We start from the raw sequence: 21087 nt of genomic DNA on the forward strand, positions 1-21087 counted from the left end.
GACAACAGATGGATGCGCAAGGTCGCTATTTCAACCCTGAGTTTCATCCACAGCCGGCCATTTGTCGGCGCGGGCCAGTAATACCAAGGCCTCGCGCACTTGTGTCGGCGTATTGCAAGTCTTCGGGAATGGGAGCCAATAGATAGCCTGACCAATGCGCAGATGCAGCCCTTCGCTGTCGATACCTGCCAATTCAGCGGCAGGCGTATCTGGCAGATCGCTCAGGGCGACATAGTGAGCGATGGCCGCTGCGTGGTCGCTGTTCATGTGTTCGACCATGCTGGCCTCGGCGGCGCCGGCAAACGGGTTGGCCATCGTCACCTGATCGAGCCAGTGAATCGCACCAAAACCGCCAATGTAGCGATGGCGTACCGGCCGCAGGCACCAGAAGTCGAAGTCATGGGCCTTGTGGTAATTGGCGGCGTCCGGGAAGTAGCGATAGTAGCGAGCCGCCGCCGCTTCGATGGCTTCGCCGTCGATCAGCTTGTGCGCCTCAGCCATCACCGTCAGCCGGCCGACTGCCTGCACATCGAGCGCCTCGCGCTCGCCCACCAGCAACGAACACTTGGGGTCTTTCTGCAGATTGTGGGTGTGCTGGGCAATGCGGCTGATCAGGATCAGCGGCTGACCCTCGGCATCCAGGCAGTACGGCACAACGGAGCCGAACGGGAAGCCGGGCATCGACTTGGAATGGGTCGAGAGGACGCCGCGGTATTCCTTGAGCAGGAGTTCGCGGGCGGGACGAAGGGCGGTGTTGGTAACGACGTTACTCACAACAGATGCTCCTGGCGGCAGGCGGGTCAGCTGACAAGATAAGCATTTATCAGCCGTGACCGCCACGCCAGAAGTGCAACAGAGCGGTTTTACCAGGCGACGCCAAAGCCCGCTGTGTAGCGGGTCTTGTCCAGGTCACTGTTGCTGGTGCCCTGGATCATTTCCTTCTCGGCCTTGAGATTGAGCGAGGCCCACTCGGTGACCTTGTAGCGCAGGCCGACTTCGGCATCCAGCGAGTAATCGGCAACCCCACCCAGCGGTTTGCCCAGTTCACCATTGGTGAACAGCTGGACGTTCTTGCCGATCAGGTAGCGGGTGTAATCCCACTTCATGGCAGCCGAGTAGAAATTGTCCTTGCCGCCATCGCGGTACTGATAGTCGGTGCGGTTGAGCAGCGAGCCGAGCGAGAACGCCCCCAACTCGTCGTCCCAGAACTGGTAGCCCGGGCCGGTACCGACCGTGCGCTGGCGGGCCAGGTCTTCAATATGATCACGCTTGTATTCGAGACGCCCCTGCCAAAACCACTTGTCGGTGATGAAGCGGTCAAGCGCGTATTCACCACTCCAGTTGTTGGTGGTGGTGACGTCGTCCTTGCTCTCGCGGTTGTATTCGCCCTGGGCATTGTGCCGCCAACGGCCATGACGCGCCGAGGTCTTGAAACCGACATCGTAATCGTCGGTGTCGTTTTCGGCGCGCTTGAAGTCCATGGCCAGGTCGACGTTACCTTTCCAGACCAGATCCTCAACTACTGGCCGCGGCTTCATGATCTGCTCGATGCTGGCCAGCTCGACGGTTTTCGGCGCCTCGCCATTGGCCAGGGTCACCTTGCCCGGCTCGGCTGCCTGCAGCGACTTGGCCTTTTCGCCGGTGTAGGCATCCTGTTTGACCAGCAGCTCCTGATCGCTTTCGAGGGTCTGAACCTGTTTCCAGTCCAGCGCGATGGAGCCACCATAGGGCGTTTCCAGCAGCAGCTTGCCGCCATCGAAGACTTTGATCTTGCCACTGAGCTTGTCACCGTTCTTCATCCAGACGGTGTCGGCGAACGCTGGGGTACACAGGGAAGCGGCGAGAAGGCAGAGCAAGGTTCTAGAATACATAAGCTGACTACGGGCTCGGTTTGCGGAAAAAAGCCGGGCATTATCCAGATACGCGCGACCAGAGCAAGGACAGACCAAACCGATGCCAATGAGTTCAACTCTCATCTATAAGCCACTTCGCCGGCAATCTCGCCGATCGCCGGGCTGCGCCTGATGTCTGGCGCTGCACGCCTTTCGGCAGAGGATGCCGAAGCCCGACGAACGGCGCTCTATACCGCCCTCGGGCAAGTGCCCGAGGGTAAGGTCGTCAGTTATGGCCAGTTGGCGGATTTGGCTGGCCTTGGCCGAGCCGCGCGCTGGGTCGGGCGCACGCTGGGCCAACTGCCGCAGGGCAGCCGCCTGCCCTGGCACAGAGTGATCGGCGCGAGTGGTCGACTGAGCCTGCAGCCGGGCACACCTTCAGGCGACGAACAACGCGCTCGGCTACGCGCCGAAGGCGTCAATGTAGCCAATAATCGTGTGGATATGTTGCGCCATGGCTGGCGCCCGATGGAGCACAGCGGTTAGAGTGCGCGCTTTGTTTTCGTAACCTTGAGGCAGATGTTGGCCCATGCCCCGTAAAACCTGGCGCGCTGCGCTCGCTGCCTATGCCAGCCCGTCAACTCTGGTGCTGTTGCTGCTGGGCTTCGCTGCCGGCCTGCCCTACATGCTGGTGTTCTCAACCCTTTCAGTGTGGCTGCGCGAGGCCGGTGTGGCCCGCGAGACAATTGGCTATGCCAGCCTGATCGGCCTGGCCTATGCCTTCAAGTGGGTCTGGTCGCCACTGCTCGACCAATGGCGCCTGCCGCTGCTCGGCGGGCTTGGCCGACGTCGCTCCTGGCTGCTGTTGTCGCAAGTACTGGTGGTCATCGGCTTGGTCGGCATGGGCCTGTGCGATCCGCAAAAACACCTGTCCTGGCTGATCGCCCTGGCGGTGCTGGTGGCCTTCGCCTCGGCAACGCAGGACATCGCCGTCGACGCCTACCGCCTGGAAATCGCCGATGACCAGCGCCAGGCTGCGCTTGCCGCCAGCTACATGGCCGGCTACCGGGTTGCCGCCCTGCTGGCCACGGCCGGCGCGCTGTTCTTCGCTGAATGGTTCGGCTCCACTGGCTTCAGTTATCTGCACCAGGCCTGGACCGGCACCTATGTGCTGTTCGGCGTGATCATGCTACCGGCCGTGTTCACCACGCTGATCATGCGCGAACCGCCAGTGCCGCTGCGCACGCAGCTGTCGGCTGCTCGCTATGGCTTGAGCCATCAGTTGGCGTCAGTGTTCGTGCTGATCATTCTGCTGGTGTCGGTGCCGGCCAGCTTCACCCAGCTGTACAACACCGACTGGGCCAGCGTGGTATTTGGCGACTCGACCGTGGTGCAACTGGTGCTGGAGGACCGCGCCTTCATGCGCCTGGTCCTCTACGCACTGTTGACCTGGGCCTGCCTGTCATCGCTCGGCCGCCGTGGCCTGGCGCCGGTGCTGACGCCGGTGAACGACTTCATCGCCCGCTATCGCTGGCAGGCGTTGCTGCTGCTCGGGCTGATCGCTACCTATCGCATGTCCGATACGGTCATGGGCGTGATGGCCAACGTGTTCTACATCGACATGGGCTTCACCAAGGACCAGATCGCCAGCGTCAGCAAGATCTTCGGCCTGATCATGACCCTGCTTGGCGCCGGCGCCGGCGGTTTGCTGATCGTGCGTTTCGGCATCATGCCGATCCTGTTCATCGGCGGCGTCGCCTCGGCCAGCACCAACATCCTGTTCCTGATGCTGGCCGACATGGGACCGAACGTGGAGATGCTGGTGGTCACCATCTCGCTGGACAACTTCAGTTCCGGGATGGCCACTTCGGCGTTCGTTGCCTACCTGTCGAGCCTGACCAACCTGAAGTTCTCGGCCACCCAATACGCCCTGCTGAGCTCGATCATGCTGCTGTTGCCGCGGCTGATCGGGGGTTACTCAGGTGTAATCGTGGAGAAGTTTGGCTACCACGACTTCTTCCTGATTACCGCGCTGCTGGGCGTGCCTACGTTGATCCTGATCCTCCTGCAGTGGCGCCAGGAGGCACGGCGCGGCAAGTTGGAGCCGGTGCCTGGCCCTACCCCGGACCAGCCCTGACAGAGCGTTGCGCCGCTGTCGCCTGCACAGGCACAGCGGCGCTCGCTTCACTGCGCGACGGTCGCGCCAGCGCCCTTGCCACCCACCACAAACCACAGCGGCACCAGCGCCAGCGCCCCGGCTATGCCGGCGAGGACGGCGAAGTGCAGCAAGCTGGCGCCAGCGCCAATCATCGCCAGCAGCGCGCCACCCAGACCCAATACGGCAATGGTGATCATGCCGAGCATGGCTGAAACCAGGCCCTTGCTCTGCTCGCTGGCGAACAAGGTCATGCGGTACAGCACGGCATTGGCCACGCCCAGCCCCAGCGCATACAGGGTCATGCCCGCAACCACGCTGGTAACTGACGGCCACAGCCAGGTAGCCAGCATCATCAGGCCCAACCCCGCCAGATACGGCCACAGTGCGCCACGCACCAGCGCAGGCAATGGGTAGCGCTCAGCGATGCTGTTGATGATCAGGTTGCCCGCGATCAAGCCACCGAACACCGGCAGTTGCCACAAGGCATAGGCCATCTTGCTCAGCCCCTCGTCGTGAATCAGCAGCACCGGCGACAGGCCGATCCAACCGATCAGCGGCAAGCCGACCAGGCCCAGCGCAGCGCTGCCGGCGACGAAGCGACGATTGCTCAGCAACTGGACATAACCAGACAACAGCGGCAGCAGGTGAATCGGCGTGAACGGCAGGCGGCTACCGTCGCGGCGCTCGACGCCGAGGGTTTCCGGCATGAAGCGATACAGCAGCCCGAGGGTCAGCAGCGCACCCACGGCAAAAGCCACGAACAACCAGCGCCAGTCCAGCCACTGCAGCATCAACGTGCCCACCAGCGGCCCGAGCAAGGGCGAAAGCAAGGCGATATTGGCCAGCAAGGCCATCATGCGTACGGCATCGGCCTCGCTGAAAGCCTCGTTCAAGGCCGGGTAGCTGACGGTGACGACAAAGCCCAGGCCGATCCCCTGCAACAGCCGCAGCAGGTTGAACAGGCCGATGTCCTGCACCCAGAAGGTCGCCAGGCAGGCTACACCAAAGATCACGCAGCCAGCGAGCAGCAAGGGCCGCCGGCCATAGCGGTCGGCCAGCGGACCGATCAGCCATTGCAGGACCACCCCACCCAGCAGGTACAGGTTCAGCGCGTGCGGGATAAATTCCGGACTGGCGTTCATCTCGGTGACCACATCCGGCATGGCCGGCATGACCGCATCGCTGGCCAGGTAGGTGAGCAGCTCGAACAAGGCCAGGGTCAGACCAAACAGCAAGGCACGGGCCGGGGTGATATACAGCAGTGGTTTCATGGCAGACATCAGTGGATACGAAAGGGGTCAGGTTATATGCCAGAAATGGCACGTTCTGGCTGTGAACAAGTGTAATTAGGGACAAAACAAAACGCGGGCTTGCCCGCGAATGCCCAGCGCCAGCAACATCGTTGCGGCGGGTACACCCGCGGAACAAGCCCGCGCAGTTACAGCGAACGCGGTTTACTGCGCGGCAGTCTCCTGCACCACGCGGATCACCCGTTGCGGGAACGGGATATCGATCCCTTCTGCCTTGAGCCGGTCGCGAGTGCGCTCGTTGAGCATGAACATCACGTCCCAGTAGTCGGCCGTTTTCGTCCACAGACGCAGGGATACCGTGATCGAGCTGTCGCCCAGGGTGGAGATCACCGCCTGCGGCGCCGGGTCCGGCAGCACGCGCGGGTCGTTGGCCAGCTCCAGCAGCACATTGCGCGCCTTCTGCAGGTCAGCTTCGTAATCAACGCCCACATCGAACACCACCTTGCGCGTCGGCTGACGGTTGGTGTTGGTAATGATGCCATTGGACAAGCTGCCGTTCGGCATGATCACGGTCTTGTTGTCACCGGTGCGCAGCACTGTGTGGAAGATCTGGATGCTGTCGACAGTACCGCTGACGCCTTGCGCCTCGATCCAGTCGCCGATGCGGAACGGGCGGAACAGCAAGATCAGCACACCACCGGCGAAGTTGGCCAGGCTACCCTGCAACGCCAGGCCAATGGCCAGGCCGGCAGCACCAATGGCCGCGACGAACGAGGTTGTTTCGATGCCGATCATCGAAGCGACGCTGACCAGCAGCAAGATCTTGAGGATGATATTTGCCAAGGTACTGATGAAGCCCTGCAAGGCCAGATCGGCGTTGCGCAGCCCAACCAGCTTGCCCAGGCGGGCGCTGAGCTTGTTGGTAATCCACCAGCCAACCGCCAGGGTCAGCAGCGCCAGCAGCAGACGGCTGCTGTATTGCATGATCAATGGCAGCCAGGTTTGCGATTGGCGAACCAGTTGATCGACCTCATTGGTCAAATCCATAACTTTCTCCTGATGCCAAACGGCATGTACACAGTGAAGCAGGCCGCAGACAGGCCGCGGCGAGGAGCCCCATGGACCTCAGTGTGGCAATGGGGTTCCTGCAGCCAGGTCAATCGCGGAAGTTGTTGAACTGCAGCGGCATGTCGAATTCCTTGGCGCGCAGTGCGGCGATCGCTTCTTGCAGGTCGTCACGCTTCTTGCCGGTGACGCGTACCTGCTCACCCTGGATGGCGGCCTGGACCTTGAGCTTGGCGTCTTTGATGTGGGCGACGATCTTCTTCGCCAGCTCCTTGTCGATGCCTTCGCGGAAGGTCGCTTCCTGTTTCATTTCCTTGCCCGAGGCATAGGCGTCCTTGACCTCCAGGCACTTCACTTCGATCTTGCGCTTGACCAATGCGCTGCGCAGGATCTCGACCATCGCCTCGAGCTGGAACTCGGCCTCGGCGGTCATCAGCACGGTCTGGTCCTTTTCCTTGAATTCGAAGCTACCCTTACCTTTGAGGTCGTAGCGGCGGTCCAGCTCCTTGATGGCGTTGTCGACTGCGTTCTGCACTTCGTGCTTGTCCAGTTCCGATACCACGTCGAACGAAGGCATGGTTGTTCTCCAATATGAAAGCGCCGCGCTCAGCGTGAAGATGGAGCGCGCAGGGTTTGATGGTTAAAATGCGGGACACATTATAACGGGTTGCGAAACGTAGATGAGCAGCACCTGGCATATTCTCGGCGCCGGCAGCCTGGGCAGCCTCTGGGCCTGCCGGCTGGCCCGCGCAGGCAAGGCGGTCCGTTTGATCTTGCGCGACCCGCAGCGCCTGGCGGCGTACCAGGCCGTCGGCGGCCTGACCTTGATCGAGCAAGCGCACAGCAGCTTTTTTGCCATCCCCGCCGAAGCCGATGAAGCGCACGCGCCGATTCATCGCTTGCTGGTGGCCTGTAAAGCCTACGATGCCGCCCCTGCCCTGGCCAGGCTGGCCCCGCGCCTGGCTGTGGGCGCAGAGCTGATTCTGTTACAGAACGGCCTTGGCAGCCAGGACGAGGTGGCCGATCAGGTGCCCCATGCGCGCTGTATCTTTGCCTCCAGTACCGAAGGCGCGTTTCGTCCGGCAGACTGGCAGGTGCAGTTTGCCGGGCATGGCTTCAACTGGTTGGGCGACCCGCTCAACCCCGCCCCGGCCGAGTGGTTCAGTGACCTCGAGGAGGCCGGCATCCCCGCCCAGTGGACGGTGGACATTCTCAGCCGGCTGTGGCGCAAGCTGGCCCTGAACTGCGCGATCAACCCGCTGACCGTAATGCACGACTGCCAGAACGGTGGCCTGCTCGAACACTTGAGTGAGGTGGATGCGCTGTGCGCTGAGCTGGCGCAACTGCTGCACTGCTGCGGCCAGCCGCAAGCGGCCGAGGGCCTGAACGAAGAAGTGCAGCGGGTGATTCTGGCGACTGCAGCCAATTATTCTTCCATGTATCAAGACGTGCGCCATGGCCGCCGCACCGAGCTGCATTACCTGCTCGGCTACGCCTGCCGGGCCGCCCACCGCCATGGCCTGGCCCTGGTGGAGCTGGAACACCTGCGCCAGCGATTGGTCGATAACCTGCAGGCACGCGGCCTGCCCAGTGACTGATCGCTGCCCTCTGACCCGAATACGGACACTGCCTTGCCCATGAAACTGCGCCAACGCCTGGATAACCTCCCGGTCGGGCAGAAACTGCTTGCGGCCCTGCTGGTACTGCTGATCACCATCCTGCTGGTGGCCAACCTGGCCTTTATCAGCGCGGCCTACTGGATCACCCAGGAAAGCATGGCGCCACAGGCGCTGCAAACCATCGGCAGGCTGGTCGCCAACCCGCAGCTGTCGGCCCGCGCCGGTGATTCCAGCGATAACGCCAACGCCCTGCTCAAGGAACTCGACAGCTACACCCCACTGCGCGCCGCAGCGGTCTACGGCAGCGACGGGCGCATGCTCGCGCAACTGCAGCACGGCGAACCGCTGGCCCTGCCCAAGCGCTATCGCAACATCGACGGTTGGCGTCTGATGGAGTTTCGCAGCACTCAACTGATTCGCCTGCCGCGTCCGGGCAACCCGCCGGCGTTTCTCCTTCTGGTAGCCAGCAGCGAGCTGCCGACCGCGTTCTACACCGGCACGCTGACCGCCAGCCTGGCGATTCTGGTGTTCAGCATCCTGCTCTGGCTGGTGATCGCCCGGCAGATCAAACGGCTGATCACCCAGCCGATCAATCAGCTGGAAGAACTCAGCCGCCAGGTCACCCGCGAAGAGAGCTATGCCATGCGCGCGCAGCGCGGCAACGACGATGAGATCGGCAGCCTGGCCAACGCCTTCAATACCATGCTGTCGCGCATCGAGGCCCGCGAGCAGCAGCTCAAGCGCACCCGCGACGAATTCCAGAACGCCTACGACCAGGCCCAGGGCCTGGCCGAAGAAACCCGCAATACCAACCGCAAGCTGGAGCTGGAGGTTCAGGTTCGCAGCAAGATCGAGAAGAAGCTCACGGGTTTCCAGAACTACCTCAACAGCATCATCGATTCGATGCCATCGGCGCTGATAGCACTCGATGAGCAGTTGTACGTGACTCAGTGGAACCAGGAAGCCAGCGCCCTCTCCGGCACGCGCCTGGACGAGGCGCTGAACCAACCGATCTTTATCGCCTTCGAGCCGCTCAAGCCGTTCTTGCCGCAACTTAAAGACACCGTCGAAAAGCACCGGGTGACCAAGATCGAGCGGGTCACCTGGCCCAAAGGTGACGACGCCCGCCATTACGCGCTGACCTTCTACCCACTGACCGGCGGTGGCGGCCGCGGCGTGGTGATCCGTATCGATGACATCACCCAGCGCCTGTCGCTGGAAGAGATGATGGTGCAGTCAGAGAAGATGCTCTCGGTGGGCGGCCTCGCCGCAGGCATGGCCCACGAGATCAACAACCCACTCGGGGCGATCCTGCACAACGTGCAGAACATCCGCCGGCGCTTGTCGCCCGACCTGCCGCGCAACCAGGAACAGGCCGCCGAGCTTGGCCTGGACCTGGCCGAGATCAACCGCTACCTGCACAGCCGCGAAGTGCCGCAGTTGCTCGACGGCATCCAGCAGGCGGGAGCCCGTGCGGCCAAGATCGTCACCCACATGCTCAGTTTCAGCCGTCTCAGCAATCGCCAGCTGGCCCCCTGCAGCCTGCCCGCGCTGATCGACCAGGCGGTGGAAATTGCCGGCAACGACTTCGATCTGGCAATTGGTTTCGACTTCAAGGGCCAGGCCATCGTCCGCCAGTTCGACCCGCAACTGGGGCCGGTGCCATGTACCGCCAACGAGCTTGAACAAGTACTGCTCAACCTGTTGAAGAACGCCGCCCAGGCGATCCACCTGCGCCCGCAACCGAGCGAGCCAGGCCGCATCATCCTGCGCACCCGGCTCAATCCGCCGTGGGCGGAAATTCAGGTCGAGGACAACGGCATCGGCATGCCCGAAGCGGTGCGCAAGCGTACCTTCGAGCCGTTCTTCACCACCAAGGAGATCGGCCAGGGCACAGGCCTGGGCCTATCGGTTTCGTATTTCATCATCACCAACAACCACAAGGGGCAGATGGAGGTGCAGTCCTCGCCCGGCCAGGGCACCTGCTTCACCCTGCGCCTGCCCCTCGGCTCGCCCGTGCCTGCAGCACCGGCCCCAACGGAGACATGACATGGGCTTTCGCCTGTCGAAAATCTACACCCGCACCGGCGACAAAGGCGAAACCGGCCTCGGTGACGGCCGCCGTGTGCCCAAGGACCACCCTCGGATCGAGGCGATTGGCGAGGTCGACACCCTCAACAGCCAGCTAGGCGTGCTCTTGGCAGGGCTGAGTGAGGCCGGGCTGAGCGAGTTGAGCGAGGTGCTCGCGCCTTGCCAGCACCGCTTGTTCGACCTTGGTGGCGAGCTGGCGATGCCTAGTTATCAGGCGCTGAACCAGGCTGAAGTCGAGCGCCTGGAAGCGGCCATCGATCTCTGGAACGACGAACTTGGGCCGCTGGAAAACTTCATCCTGCCCAGCGGCTCGGCCTTGGTCGCGCAAGCCCACGTGTGCCGCAGCCAGGCGCGCACCGCCGAGCGCCGCTGCCAGGCGCTGAATGCGCTGGAGCCGCTGGAAGGGGTTGGCTTGGCGTATATCAATCGGGTGTCGGATTTGCTGTTTGTTGCAGCGCGTATCATTGGCCGCCGTCAGGGCGTTGCAGAAGTGCTGTGGCAGGCGGCGAAAAAGCCTGAGGCTTGATCCTGCAATCCAGTTGCTGATTTGGGGCTGCTTCGCAGCCCTTCGCGGGCAAGCCCGCTCCCACAGGACCTTGTGGGAGCGGGCTTGCCCGCGAAGGGCCGCAAAGCGGCCCCTGTTTAAAGCTCAGGCCAGAACGCGCGGATACCCGCCACACCTTGGGCGCCCGCCTGCCAGGCAAGCTCACGGTCTGCCGCGCTGACGCCACCCAGCAAGAACACCGGGAAGCTGACGCTGTCAATCAACGCCGCGGCCTGCTCCCAACCCAATGGCAGTGCATCGGGGTGGGTCTGAGTCGCCTGGACTGGCGACAGAGTGACGAAGTCGACCCCCATCTGCTCCGCCAGAGCCAACTCTTCGGCATTGTGGCAAGACGCTGCCAACCAACGGTGCTCCGGGAACGGCCGGCCCTTGGCGGCGTACTTGCGCAATTGCGCGGCAGTCAGGTGCCAGCCCGCCGAGGGGAAGTCGCCCAACCATTCCAAAGGACCTTTGAGCATCAGTTGGGCTTTGCCCGCACACAGTCCAGCCGCATCTACCGCGACATCACGGTACTTGGGGTCGTACATGTCCGGCGCGCGCAGCTGAACCAGCTTGATGCCGTTGGCCACAGCCTTCTGGATACCGCGCAACATCGGCGGCACTTCGAGGCCATCAGGGGTGATCAGGTACTGATCCGGCAAGCGTGCAGCGGCGACGATGGGCTTGTTTGCCGCAGGGAACTGGTACTGGTGCAGGTCACGCGGCGCGACCCATTCCAGCGGCTGACCTTCGGCCCCATGCGGCTCGCCGCTGAATGCGTCAACCTCACGCACGTCGAGCAGGATTTGCTTGTCCGGGTAGTCATGGCTGATCTTGATCAGCGGCCGTGATCCGCTGACCTCGATACCGAGCTCCTCGCGCAGTTCACGGGCCAGCGCTGCTTCGACGCTTTCGCCGGCCTCGACCTTGCCCCCGGGAAACTCCCACAGCCCGCCCTGATGCTGGCTATCGGCGCGACGGGCGATGAGGATCCGCCCGTCGCCACCGCGGATAACCGCCGCTACTACATGAATCCGCTGCACCTTGTACCCTCCGTTGCTGCGTCAGGCGCCCCGGCCAGTGGCCAGACCAGGGCGCAGGCCAATGATCAGGTCCGGTATTCGGCGTTGATCTTGACGTACTCGTGGGACAGGTCGGTGGTCCAGATGGTCTCGCTGCACTGGCCGCGACCCAGTTCGATGCGGATGGTGATCTCTTCTTCAGCCATCACCTTGGAGCCTTGCTCTTCGGTGTAGCTTGGGCTGCGCCCGCCTTTGCTGGCGATGCACACGTCACCGAGGAAAACATCGATCAGGCTGACGTCCAGCTCAGGCACGCCAGCGCGGCCGACGGCAGCGAGGATACGGCCCCAGTTGGGATCGGAGGCGAACAGCGCAGTCTTGATCAGCGGCGAATGCGCCACGGCATAACCAACGTCGAGGCATTCCTGATGATTGCCACCACCGTTGACCTGCACGGTAACAAACTTGGTCGCGCCTTCGCCGTCACGCACGATCGCCTGGGCGACTTCCATGCACACTTCGAACACTGCCTGCTTCAAGGCGTCGAACAGCTCGCCCTTGGCTTCGGTCACTTCAGCGACCTTGGCCTGGCCGGTGGCAATCAGCATGCAGCAGTCGTTGGTCGAGGTATCGCCATCGATGGTGATGCGGTTGAACGACTTGTTGGCGCCGTCGAGGATCAGGTCCTTGAGCACCGCCGGAGCGACCTTGGCGTCGGTAGCGATGTAGCCAAGCATGGTCGCCATGTTCGGGCGAATCATGCCGGCGCCTTTACTGATGCCGGTGACGGTGATGGTCTGGCCATCGAACTGGAACTGACGGCTGGCACCCTTGGGCAGGGTGTCGGTGGTCATGATGCCGGTAGCGGCTTCAGCCCAGTGATTTTCCGAAAGGTTGTCCAGTGCAGCCTGCAGCGCGGCCTCGATCTTCTCGACCGGCAGCGGCTCACCAATCACACCGGTGGAGAACGGCAGCACCGCCTGGGCGTCAACGCCGGTCAGCTCGGCCAGCTTGGCACAGGTGCGCTCAGCGGCGGCCAGGCCTGGTGCGCCGGTACCGGCGTTGGCATTGCCGGTATTGGTCAGCAGGTAACGCACGGTGCCCTGCACGCGTTGCTTGGCGAGGATCACCGGCGCCGCGCAGAACGCGTTGAGGGTGAACACGCCAGCCACGCTGGAGCCTTCGGCGCAGCGCATTACCACGACGTCCTTGCGCCCAGGGCGCTTGATGCCCGCCGAAGCGATGCCAAGTTCAAAACCGGGAACCGGGTGCAGGGTGGGCAAAGGACCAAGACCAACAGCCATTAGAGCGCTCCTAGATAAAAACAGATAGGTTCCATGAAACAAAGCCGCCCCAACTGACACCTTTACGGTGGCTGTAGGAGCGGCCTTGTGTCGCGATGGGCTGCAAAGCAGCCCAAAAATCTCAAGCCAGCAGCGGCCTTAGATCACTCACATCACTCGCATCACTCAATGGTGCCGTGGCAATGCTTGAACTTCTTGCCCGACCCACACCAGCATGGCTCGTTACGGCCAAGCTTCTGGTCGTTGCGGACCGGCGCGGCGGCAACGGCGACTTCAACGCCCTCTTCGCTCAGCTGCTCGCTTTCCAGGCCTGGTGCCGGCGCATGTTCAAACTGCATGCGCTGGGCCAGCTCTTCGGCGTCGCGACGCAGACGGGCTTCTTCTTCGATCGGGTCTTCGCGGCGAACCTGTACGTGCGACAGCACACGGATGGCATCGCGCTTGATCGAATCGAGCAGTTCCTGGAACAGGGTGAACGACTCGCGCTTGTACTCCTGCTTCGGGTTCTTCTGCGCATAACCACGCAGGTGAATACCGTGACGCAGGTGGTCCATGGTCGACAGGTGGTCTTTCCACAGGTCGTCCAGCACGCGCAGCAGGATCTGCTTCTCGAAGGTGCGCAGAGCCTCTTCGCCGGCCTGATCTTCTTTCTCGGTGTATGCGCTGGTGATCTCGCTCAGGAGCTTCTCACGCAGGGTTTCTTCGTACAGGTGGTCGTCTTCATCCAACCATTGCTGGATCGGCAGCTTGATCGCGAAATCGCTGGCCAGCGCCGCTTCGAGACCGGCCACATCCCACTGCTCAGGCAGCGATTGCGGCGGAATATGCTGGCTGATGGTGGTATCGAGGACTTCCTTACGGAACTCTTCGATGGTGCCGCCCAAGTCCTGCGCAGCCAGCAGGCTGTTGCGCATGTGGTAGATCACTTTGCGCTGTTCGTTGGCCACGTCATCGTATTCGAGCAGTTGCTTACGAATATCGAAGTTGCGCCCTTCGACCTTGCGCTGAGCTTTTTCGATGGCGTTGGTCACCATGCGGTGCTCGATGGCTTCACCGGACTGCATGCCCAGGGCCTTCATGAAGTTCTTCACCCGGTCAGAGGCAAAGATGCGCATCAGGCTGTCTTCCAGCGACAGGTAGAAGCGGCTCGAACCCGGGTCACCCTGACGACCGGAACGGCCGCGCAGCTGGTTGTCGATGCGGCGCGACTCGTGGCGCTCGGAAGCGATCACGTGCAGGCCGCCGGCCTCGATCACTTGCTGATGACGCTTCTGCCAGTCGGCCTTGATGTGCGCAATCTGCTCGGCGGTCGGGTTTTCGAGTGCCGCGACTTCCGACTCCCAGTTGCCGCCCAGAAGGATGTCGGTACCACGGCCGGCCATGTTGGTGGCGATGGTCAAAGCGCCTGGCGCACCGGCCTGGGCAATGATCTCGGCTTCTTTTTCGTGGTACTTGGCGTTGAGCACCTTGTGCTCGATGCCTTCCTTGTTGAGCAAGGCCGACATATGCTCGGAGGTCTCGATGGTCGCCGTACCGACCAATACTGGACGCCCGCTGGACATGCTTTCCTTGATGTCGGCAATGATCGCCAGGTACTTCTCTTCGGCGGTCAGGTACACCAGGTCGTTGAAGTCTTTACGCGCCAACGGCTTGTTCGGCGGAATGACCATCACGTTGAGGTTGTAGATCTGAGCGAATTCGAACGCTTCGGTGTCTGCAGTACCGGTCATGCCGGACAGCTTGTTGTACAGACGGAAGTAGTTCTGGAAGGTGGTCGAAGCCAGGGTCTGGCTTTCGGCCTGGATGTTCAGGTTTTCCTTCGCTTCGATGGCCTGGTGCAGGCCCTCGGAGAGACGACGACCCGGCATGGTCCGACCGGTGTGCTCGTCGATCAGCAGCACCTGACCGTCCTGGACGATGTACTCGACGTTGCGGTGGAACAGCTTGTGCGCGCGCAGGCCGGCATAGACGTGGGTCAGCAGGCCCAGGTTGTGCGCAGAATAGAGGCTCTCGCCTTCAGCCAGCAAGCCGGCCTGGGTGAGCATCTCTTCGATGTACTGGTGGCCGGCTTCGTTGAGCTCGACCTGACGGCTCTTCTCATCGATCGAGAAGTGGCCTTCCTGGGTGACCTGGCCTTCGACTTCTTCGATGTGCTGGGTCAGCTGCGGGATCAGGCGGTTGATTTCGATATACAGCTTGGAGCTGTCTTCAGCCTGGCCGGAGATGATCAGCGGGGTCCGCGCTTCGTCGATCAGGATCGAGTCGACTTCGTCGATCACGGCGAAGTTCAGCTCACGCTGGAACTTCTCGTCGACGCTGAAGGCCATGTTGTCGCGCAGGTAATCGAAACCGAATTCGTTGTTGGTGCCGTAGGTGATGTCGGCAGCATAGGCGGCGCGCTTGTCTTCCGGCGGCTGAAAGGCCGAGACGATGCCAACCGAGAGGCCGAGGAATTCGTACAGCGGGCGCATCCAGTTGGCGTCGCGGCGGGCCAGATAGTCGTTGACCGTGACCACGTGCACGCCCTTGCCGGACAATGCGTTGAGGTACACCGCCAAGGTACCGACCAAGGTCTTGCCTTCACCGGTACGCATCTCTGCGATCATGCCTTCATGCAAGGTCATGCCGCCGATCAGCTGGACGTCGAAGTGGCGCATACCCATCACACGCTTGCCGGCCTCGCGGGCTACAGCAAAGGCTTCCGGCAGCAGTTGGTCGAGGGTTTCGCCTTTGGCCAGACGCTCTTTGAACTCGGCGGTCTTGCCGCGCAGTTGCTCATCGGAGAGGGCCAACATTTTCTCTTCGAAGGCATTGACGGTGGTCACCGTCTTGAGCAGGCGTTTGATCTCGCGCTCGTTCTTGCTTCCAAAAAGTTTCTTTAACAAAGGCGCAAACATATCGGCAGGATCTTCCACACTTAGGGATGGAGGGCGGCCCCATGAGTCGCCCGAGCAGCCCTTGGGCCGCATGCGAACGAGCATTCTACCCGGAAACGATGGTGAGGAAAGTGGTCGATTGCCACGATGCTGGCACAGCGCTAGGGTGGGGACGGTTCTTAGATGAGGGTGATTATTACAAGTTCAAGGTTTGCTGAAGATGAAAGCTGCCGAGAATCGCTATTATCCTGCACAACATGCCTTGCCCCCGGCCATTGCGTGCTGATCCAGGGCAACTGCATCATCTGTCGCCACCGGCAATCAATCAGCGCTGCGCACGCAGATGCTAAGATGGCCATTCTGTAACTTGCTGCGTACCGTCATGGCTTACAAACCCTCGCCCGCCCGGCTGCCGGCCGCGCTCCTGCGTGAAGTCCGACCGCTACGGCTGCTGCTCAATCAGGCTGAACGCCTGGTGCATCTGCAGCGTTTGCTCGAAAGTCAGCTGCAACCGGCGGCCCGTGAGCACTGCCACGTGGCCTCCTGGCGCGACGGTGTGTTGCTGCTGGTGGTCACCGATGGCCACTGGGCCACGCGCCTGCGCTATCAGCAAAAACGCCTGCAACGGCAACTGATCGAACTTGAAGTGTTCGCCAACCTGCGGCGGATCCTGTTCAAGGTGCAGCCACCAGTGATCCCGGCCAAACGCGGCGGGCACCCAACCCAGCTCTCCGGCGATGCCGCGCAGAGCCTGCGCGAAACGGCCGCAGGCATTGACGACCCCAAGCTCAAGGCAGCTCTGGAACGCCTGGCCAGCCATGCCCAGCACAAGGATCAGCGTTGAATCTGGCGCAATAAAAAGGCCACCCGAAGGTGGCCTCAATGAACTAGAGAGTGTTCGAACTTACACAGCCGCAACAGGGCGCATGTAGGAGATCGGTGCCGTACTGGCATCTTCGAAGGTGACCACTTCCCAGGCATCTTTTTCTGCAATCAGCTTGCGCAGCAGCTGGTTGTTCAGCGCGTGTCCGGACTTGTAGCCCTTGAACTCGCCGATCAGGCTGTTGCCGAGCAGATACAGATCGCCGATGGCATCGAGAATCTTGTGCTTGACGAACTCGTCTTCGGAGCGAAGGCCGTCTTCGTTGAGCACGCCAGTCTCATCGACAACGATGGCGTTATCGACGCTGCCACCCAGTGCCAGATTCTGCTCGCGCAGATACTCGATGTCGCGCATGAACCCGAAGGTCCGTGCACGGCTGACTTCTTTCACGAACGAGGTGCTGGAGAAGTCGACGCTGGCACTTTGGGTCTGGTCCTTGAGGACCGGGTGATCGAAGTCGATCTCGAAGCTCACCTTGAACCCTTCGAAAGGCAGGAAGGTTGCGCGCTTGTCGCCATCCTCCACTGACACTTCCCGCAGGATGCGGATGAACTTCTTGGCTGCGTCCTGCTCTTCCAGGCCGGCAGACTGAATCAGGAATACAAAGGGACCGGCGCTGCCATCCATGATCGGCACTTCCGAGGCGGAGAGCTCGACGTAGGCGTTATCGATGCCCAGACCCGCCATGGCGGAGAGCAAGTGCTCGACCGTATCGACCTTGACGTCACCGTTGACCAACGTCGTCGACATGGTTGTCTCGCCAACGTTGGCCGCACGAGCCGGAATCTCGACCACAGGATCGAGGTCGGCGCGGCGGAAGACGATGCCGGTATCCACAGGCGCAGGCTTGAGGGTCAGGTAGACCTTCTCACCGGAGTGCAGACCGACACCTGTGGCACGGATAATGTTCTTCAGGGTGCGTTGTTTAATCATGGCATTGGCCGCTTCAGCGCAAATTGCGAATTGGTATCAACAAAGGCTGAGGATGATAACAGACCCGTCCTTTGCTGAATACCAATCACCTTTATAGCCCTGATAAATTCCATCAATCAGCCTGACGACGGAGGAAGGCTGGGATGTCCAGGTAATCCAAGTCATCTTGCGGGTTGAGTTTAGCGGCTGCGGCGGCACCTGCATGGGCCTGGTTACGCATCACGGTTGGACGCTCCAGGTCACGGTAGTTGACCGCTGGCTGCTCCTGGCGAGCTGGAGCCGGGTTCGACGCCTCGTAGGCCGCTTGAGCGGTCTGCAAAGTATTGTCGACAACCTTGACCGGCTTCTCGATGCGCGCACCCAGGCCAGTGGCCACGACGGTTACGTGCAGCTCGTCGCGCATGTCCGGGTCGATCACGGTACCGACCTTGACCATCGCGTGGTCGGAGGCGAAGGCTTCGATGATGCTACCGACGTCGGAGTACTCGCCCAGCGACAAGTCAGGACCTGCGGTGATATTCACCAGGATACCGCGGGCACCCTGCAGGTTGACGTCTTCGAGCAGCGGGTTGCGAATGGCCGCTTCGGTGGCCTCGCGCGCACGGTTCGGACCGCTGGCGCAGCCAGTGCCCATCATAGCCATGCCCATCTCGCCCATCACGGTGCGCACGTCGGCAAAGTCGACGTTGATCATGCCGGGACGCTTGATGATGTCGGAGATACCGCGCACGGCACCTGCCAGCACATCGTCAGCCTTGGCAAAGGCCGACAGCAGGCTGGCGTCCTTGCCGAGAATGGTCAGCAGCTTCTCGTTGGGGATGGTGATCAGCGAGTCGACGCTTTCAGCCAGCATGCGGATGCCTTCATCGGCGATCTGCATACGCTTGCGGCCTTCGAACGGGAATGGACGGGTCACCACCGCAACGGTGAGGATGCCCATTTCCTTGGCCACTTCGGCGATGATCGGCGCTGCACCGGTACCGGTACCGCCACCCATGCCAGTGGTGATGAAGACCATGTTGGTGCCCTGCAGCACCTCGGCAATGCGCTCACGGTCTTCCAGCGCGGCCTGACGACCGACTTCCGGATTGGCACCGGCACCAAGGCCCTTGGTAACACCAGTACCCAGTTGCAGAATGGTCCGTGCGCCAATGCTTTTCAGCGCCTGGGCATCAGTGTTGGCGCAGATGAACTCGACGCCTTCAATGCTGCTTTTGACCATGTGATTGACGGCGTTGCCACCACCACCACCGACGCCGATCACCTTGATGACCGGGCTTTGCGGGACGTTGTCTACGAGCTCGAACATTTTCCCTCTCCTTACAGTTCTCTAGTTGTTTCGCCTACCACTACTGCTTTGAAACTTAGAAGTTGCCCTGGACCCAACGCTTGAGACGCTCAAGCACTGGAGCCTTCGGTTCCTCGCCATAGCTGTTGCTGCTGTTGCTATTGCCGGTCAGGGTCAGGTCCTCGGACTGCTTGAGCAGACCGTAGGTGAGCAGGCCCACACCGGTGGAGTAAATCGGGTTGCGTACCACGTCGCTGAGGCCACGCACGCTGTGCGGGACGCCGAGGCGTACGGGCATGTGGAAAATCTCTTCGGCCAGCTCCACCGCGCCTTCCATCTTCGCCGTGCCGCCGGTGAGGACGATGCCGGCTGGGACCAGGTCTTCGTAGCCGCTGCGACGCAGCTCAGCCTGAATCAGGGTGAACAGCTCGTCGTAGCGCGGCTCGACCACCTCGGCCAGGGCCTGACGCGACAATTCGCGCGGCGGCCGGTCGCCAACGCTTGGCACCTTGATGGTTTCGCCGGCACCGGCCAGCTTGGCCAGGGCGCAGGCGTAGCGAATCTTGATTTCTTCGGCGTACTGAGTCGGTGTACGCAGGGCCATGGCGATGTCGTTGGTGACCTGGTCGCCGGCAATCGGGATCACTGCGGTGTGGCGGATCGCGCCTTCGGTGAAGATGGCGATATCGGTGGTGCCACCGCCGATGTCGACCAGGCACACGCCGAGTTCTTTCTCGTCATCGGTCAGCACCGAGTAGGCCGAGGCCAGTTGCTCGAGGATGATGTCGTCGATTTCCAGGCCGCAGCGGCGTACGCACTTCTCGATGTTCTGCGCCGCGTTGACCGCGCAGGTCACCACGTGCACCTTGGCTTCCAGACGCACGCCCGACATACCCAGCGGCTCGCGAACGCCTTCCTGGTTGTCGATCACGTAGTCCTGCGGCAGGGTGTGCAGCACGCGCTGGTCAGCCGGAATCGCCACCGCCTGGGCAGCGTCGAGCACGCGCTCGAGGTCGGCCGTGCTGACTTCGCGGTCGCGAATCGCGACGATGCCGTGCGAGTTGAGGCTGCGGATGTGATTGCCGGCCACACCGACAAAGGCCGAGTGAATGCGGCAGCCCGCCATCAACTGGGCTTCTTCGACGGCACGCTGGATCGACTGCACGGTCGACTCGATGTTCACCACCACGCCCTTCTTCAGGCCGCGGGAAGGATGAGTGCCGATCCCGACAATCTCCAGGGTGCCGTCTTCGCCGACTTCCCCGACCAGCGCCACCACCTTGGAAGTGCCAATGTCCAGCCCGACGATCATTTTGCCGCTATGCGCGTTTGCCATGGTCCTGCCTCTCTCTAATTCTTCGCAACGGCGGGTTGGGCCGTCGTCGGTGCAATCGGTTCCCGCCAGCCAACAGCCAGGCCGTTGGCGTAGCGCAGATCAATGCGGGCGATATTGGTGATCTGCTCTTTGAGTGTCTTGTCGTATATGGCAATGAAACGGCGCATCTTTTCGACCAGATGGTCGCGCCCGAGCAGCAGTTCGATACCTGGGCCGGCACTGCCGGCACCGGTGGTCAGGAACCAGCTGCCACGTTCACGCAGCTCCAGCCGCGCAATCGAGAAGCCCATCGGGCGCAGCATCTGGCTCAACACCTGATACTGCTGCATGACTTGTTGCTGAGCGCGCTGCGGGCCGAACAGCTGCGGCAGGTGCTCGTAGTTGGCCAGCTCGCGCGGGGTGAACGCTTCGCCCTGGTTGTTGAGCAACGCCTGATCCCCCCAGCGCGCCACGGGCAGTTGTTCTTCCAGGCGAATGACCACTTCGTCCGGCCAGACCCGGCGCACTTCGGCGTGGGCTATCCATGGCATCTGTTCAAGCTCGGCACGCATCGCGCCCAGGTCGACACTGAAGAAGCTGGCCGCTACAAACGGGGCGATACGTTGCTGCACCGCCTGCTGGCTGATGTAGCTGAGGTCACCCTGCACGGCGATCTTGGTGATCGGCCGGTCAGCGTAAGGCATCAACCGCACAGCGCCTTCGTAGGCAGCAAAGCCCGCAGCCACCAGCAGCACCGGCCACAGCAAGCGCTTGAGCACGCTGAAGTTGGCCTTGGGCAGGCGCGCAGACATCGGCTCCTGGGCCACCATTCGGCTGGCACCGCGCGGCACCGGCTTGTTACGGCCGGGTGCAGGAGGCTGCTGACGAAGCATCGCGCCTTGCATGC

The 21087-nt window shown here is 62.0% G+C and carries 18 protein-coding genes; 6 read left to right on the top strand and 12 right to left on the bottom strand.

The genetic code is table 11. The features are described 5' to 3' along the window. Positions 1 to 30 precede the first annotated feature (30 nt). Positions 31 to 774 carry a HugZ family protein gene (locus tag ACIOAU_RS17615; RefSeq protein ID WP_259075966.1) on the bottom strand — a complete coding sequence of 248 codons (744 nt, stop codon included), beginning with the start codon at positions 772 to 774 and terminating at the stop codon, positions 31 to 33. Positions 775 to 863: 89 nt separating this feature from the next. After that, a complete protein-coding gene (locus ACIOAU_RS17620) occupies positions 864 to 1871 on the bottom strand; it encodes a DUF481 domain-containing protein (protein ID WP_150570625.1) in 1008 nt (335 codons plus the stop codon). A 153-nt stretch (positions 1872 to 2024) separates the two neighbouring features. Between ACIOAU_RS17620 and ACIOAU_RS17625 the strand changes: the two genes are divergently transcribed. Both ACIOAU_RS17625 and ACIOAU_RS17630 read left to right on the top strand, forming a co-directional pair. After that, entirely contained in the window at positions 2025 to 2378 is a 354-nt protein-coding gene (locus ACIOAU_RS17625; protein ID WP_101321972.1) for an MGMT family protein, read from the top strand. Between the two features lie 43 nt (positions 2379 to 2421). Beyond that, positions 2422 to 3969 carry an AmpG family muropeptide MFS transporter gene (locus tag ACIOAU_RS17630; RefSeq protein ID WP_259075964.1) on the top strand — a complete coding sequence of 516 codons (1548 nt, stop codon included), beginning with the start codon at positions 2422 to 2424 and terminating at the stop codon, positions 3967 to 3969. A 47-nt stretch (positions 3970 to 4016) separates the two neighbouring features. On the opposite strand, the gene ACIOAU_RS17635 is transcribed toward ACIOAU_RS17630, so the two are convergent. The 3 genes from ACIOAU_RS17635 to ACIOAU_RS17645 form a co-directional block, all read right to left on the bottom strand. Next, positions 4017 to 5261, bottom strand: coding sequence for an MFS transporter (locus ACIOAU_RS17635; RefSeq protein WP_150570626.1), 1245 nt, complete (start codon positions 5259 to 5261; stop codon positions 4017 to 4019). 183 nt (positions 5262 to 5444) lie between these two features. Continuing rightward, positions 5445 to 6287 (bottom strand): mechanosensitive ion channel family protein, encoded by an 843-nt coding sequence (locus ACIOAU_RS17640; protein WP_150570627.1) that lies wholly within the window; start codon positions 6285 to 6287, stop codon positions 5445 to 5447. 109 nt (positions 6288 to 6396) lie between these two features. After that, entirely contained in the window at positions 6397 to 6882 is a 486-nt protein-coding gene (locus ACIOAU_RS17645; protein WP_101321976.1) for a YajQ family cyclic di-GMP-binding protein, read from the bottom strand. A 103-nt stretch (positions 6883 to 6985) separates the two neighbouring features. Here ACIOAU_RS17645 and ACIOAU_RS17650 point away from each other — a divergent pair, with 103 nt between their 5' ends. Genes ACIOAU_RS17650 through ACIOAU_RS17660 form a run of 3 tightly spaced genes read left to right on the top strand, consistent with a single transcriptional unit; the run spans position 6986 to position 10541 of the window. Continuing rightward, positions 6986 to 7903: a putative 2-dehydropantoate 2-reductase gene (locus ACIOAU_RS17650; protein ID WP_401183623.1), complete on the top strand. Its 918-nt coding sequence runs from the start codon at positions 6986 to 6988 to the stop codon at positions 7901 to 7903. 39 nt (positions 7904 to 7942) lie between these two features. Then, the gene (locus ACIOAU_RS17655) at positions 7943 to 9973 is read left to right on the top strand and encodes an ATP-binding protein (RefSeq protein WP_401183626.1); all 2031 of its coding nucleotides are present in this window, start codon (positions 7943 to 7945) and stop codon (positions 9971 to 9973) included. Between the two features lies 1 nt (position 9974). Continuing rightward, complete coding sequence (locus ACIOAU_RS17660; RefSeq protein WP_401183628.1) at positions 9975 to 10541, top strand: cob(I)yrinic acid a,c-diamide adenosyltransferase; 567 nt, start codon at positions 9975 to 9977, stop codon at positions 10539 to 10541. 116 nt (positions 10542 to 10657) lie between these two features. Here ACIOAU_RS17660 and ACIOAU_RS17665 read toward each other — a convergent pair whose 3' ends face one another. The 3 genes from ACIOAU_RS17665 to secA form a co-directional block, all read right to left on the bottom strand. Beyond that, entirely contained in the window at positions 10658 to 11602 is a 945-nt protein-coding gene (locus tag ACIOAU_RS17665) for a Nudix family hydrolase (RefSeq protein WP_401183631.1), read from the bottom strand. Between the two features lie 65 nt (positions 11603 to 11667). Next, the gene (gene argJ / locus ACIOAU_RS17670) at positions 11668 to 12885 is read right to left on the bottom strand and encodes a bifunctional glutamate N-acetyltransferase/amino-acid acetyltransferase ArgJ (protein ID WP_101321981.1); all 1218 of its coding nucleotides are present in this window, start codon (positions 12883 to 12885) and stop codon (positions 11668 to 11670) included. 161 nt (positions 12886 to 13046) lie between these two features. Beyond that, positions 13047 to 15782 carry a preprotein translocase subunit SecA gene (gene secA, locus ACIOAU_RS17675; RefSeq protein ID WP_101321982.1) on the bottom strand — a complete coding sequence of 912 codons (2736 nt, stop codon included), beginning with the start codon at positions 15780 to 15782 and terminating at the stop codon, positions 13047 to 13049. Between the two features lie 361 nt (positions 15783 to 16143). Between secA and ACIOAU_RS17680 the strand changes: the two genes are divergently transcribed. After that, a complete protein-coding gene (locus tag ACIOAU_RS17680) occupies positions 16144 to 16605 on the top strand; it encodes a DUF721 domain-containing protein (RefSeq protein ID WP_101321983.1) in 462 nt (153 codons plus the stop codon). Between the two features lie 60 nt (positions 16606 to 16665). Here ACIOAU_RS17680 and lpxC read toward each other — a convergent pair whose 3' ends face one another. The 4 genes from lpxC to ACIOAU_RS17700 all read right to left on the bottom strand — a co-directional run bounded on the left by lpxC (position 16666) and on the right by ACIOAU_RS17700 (position 21085). Next, positions 16666 to 17577: a UDP-3-O-acyl-N-acetylglucosamine deacetylase gene (gene lpxC / locus ACIOAU_RS17685; protein WP_101321984.1), complete on the bottom strand. Its 912-nt coding sequence runs from the start codon at positions 17575 to 17577 to the stop codon at positions 16666 to 16668. A gap of 112 nt (positions 17578 to 17689) precedes the next feature. Continuing rightward, positions 17690 to 18886 (bottom strand): cell division protein FtsZ, encoded by a 1197-nt coding sequence (gene ftsZ / locus ACIOAU_RS17690; RefSeq protein WP_101321985.1) that lies wholly within the window; start codon positions 18884 to 18886, stop codon positions 17690 to 17692. Positions 18887 to 18941: 55 nt separating this feature from the next. Then, positions 18942 to 20201: a cell division protein FtsA gene (gene ftsA / locus ACIOAU_RS17695; RefSeq protein WP_101321986.1), complete on the bottom strand. Its 1260-nt coding sequence runs from the start codon at positions 20199 to 20201 to the stop codon at positions 18942 to 18944. Between the two features lie 14 nt (positions 20202 to 20215). Beyond that, positions 20216 to 21085 (bottom strand): cell division protein FtsQ/DivIB, encoded by an 870-nt coding sequence (locus tag ACIOAU_RS17700; protein ID WP_101321987.1) that lies wholly within the window; start codon positions 21083 to 21085, stop codon positions 20216 to 20218. Positions 21086 to 21087 lie beyond the last annotated feature (2 nt).

Origin of the sequence: Pseudomonas sp. NPDC088322, from assembly GCF_044740745.1 — a bacterium.
GTDB lineage: Bacteria > Pseudomonadota > Gammaproteobacteria > Pseudomonadales > Pseudomonadaceae > Aquipseudomonas > Aquipseudomonas shirazensis.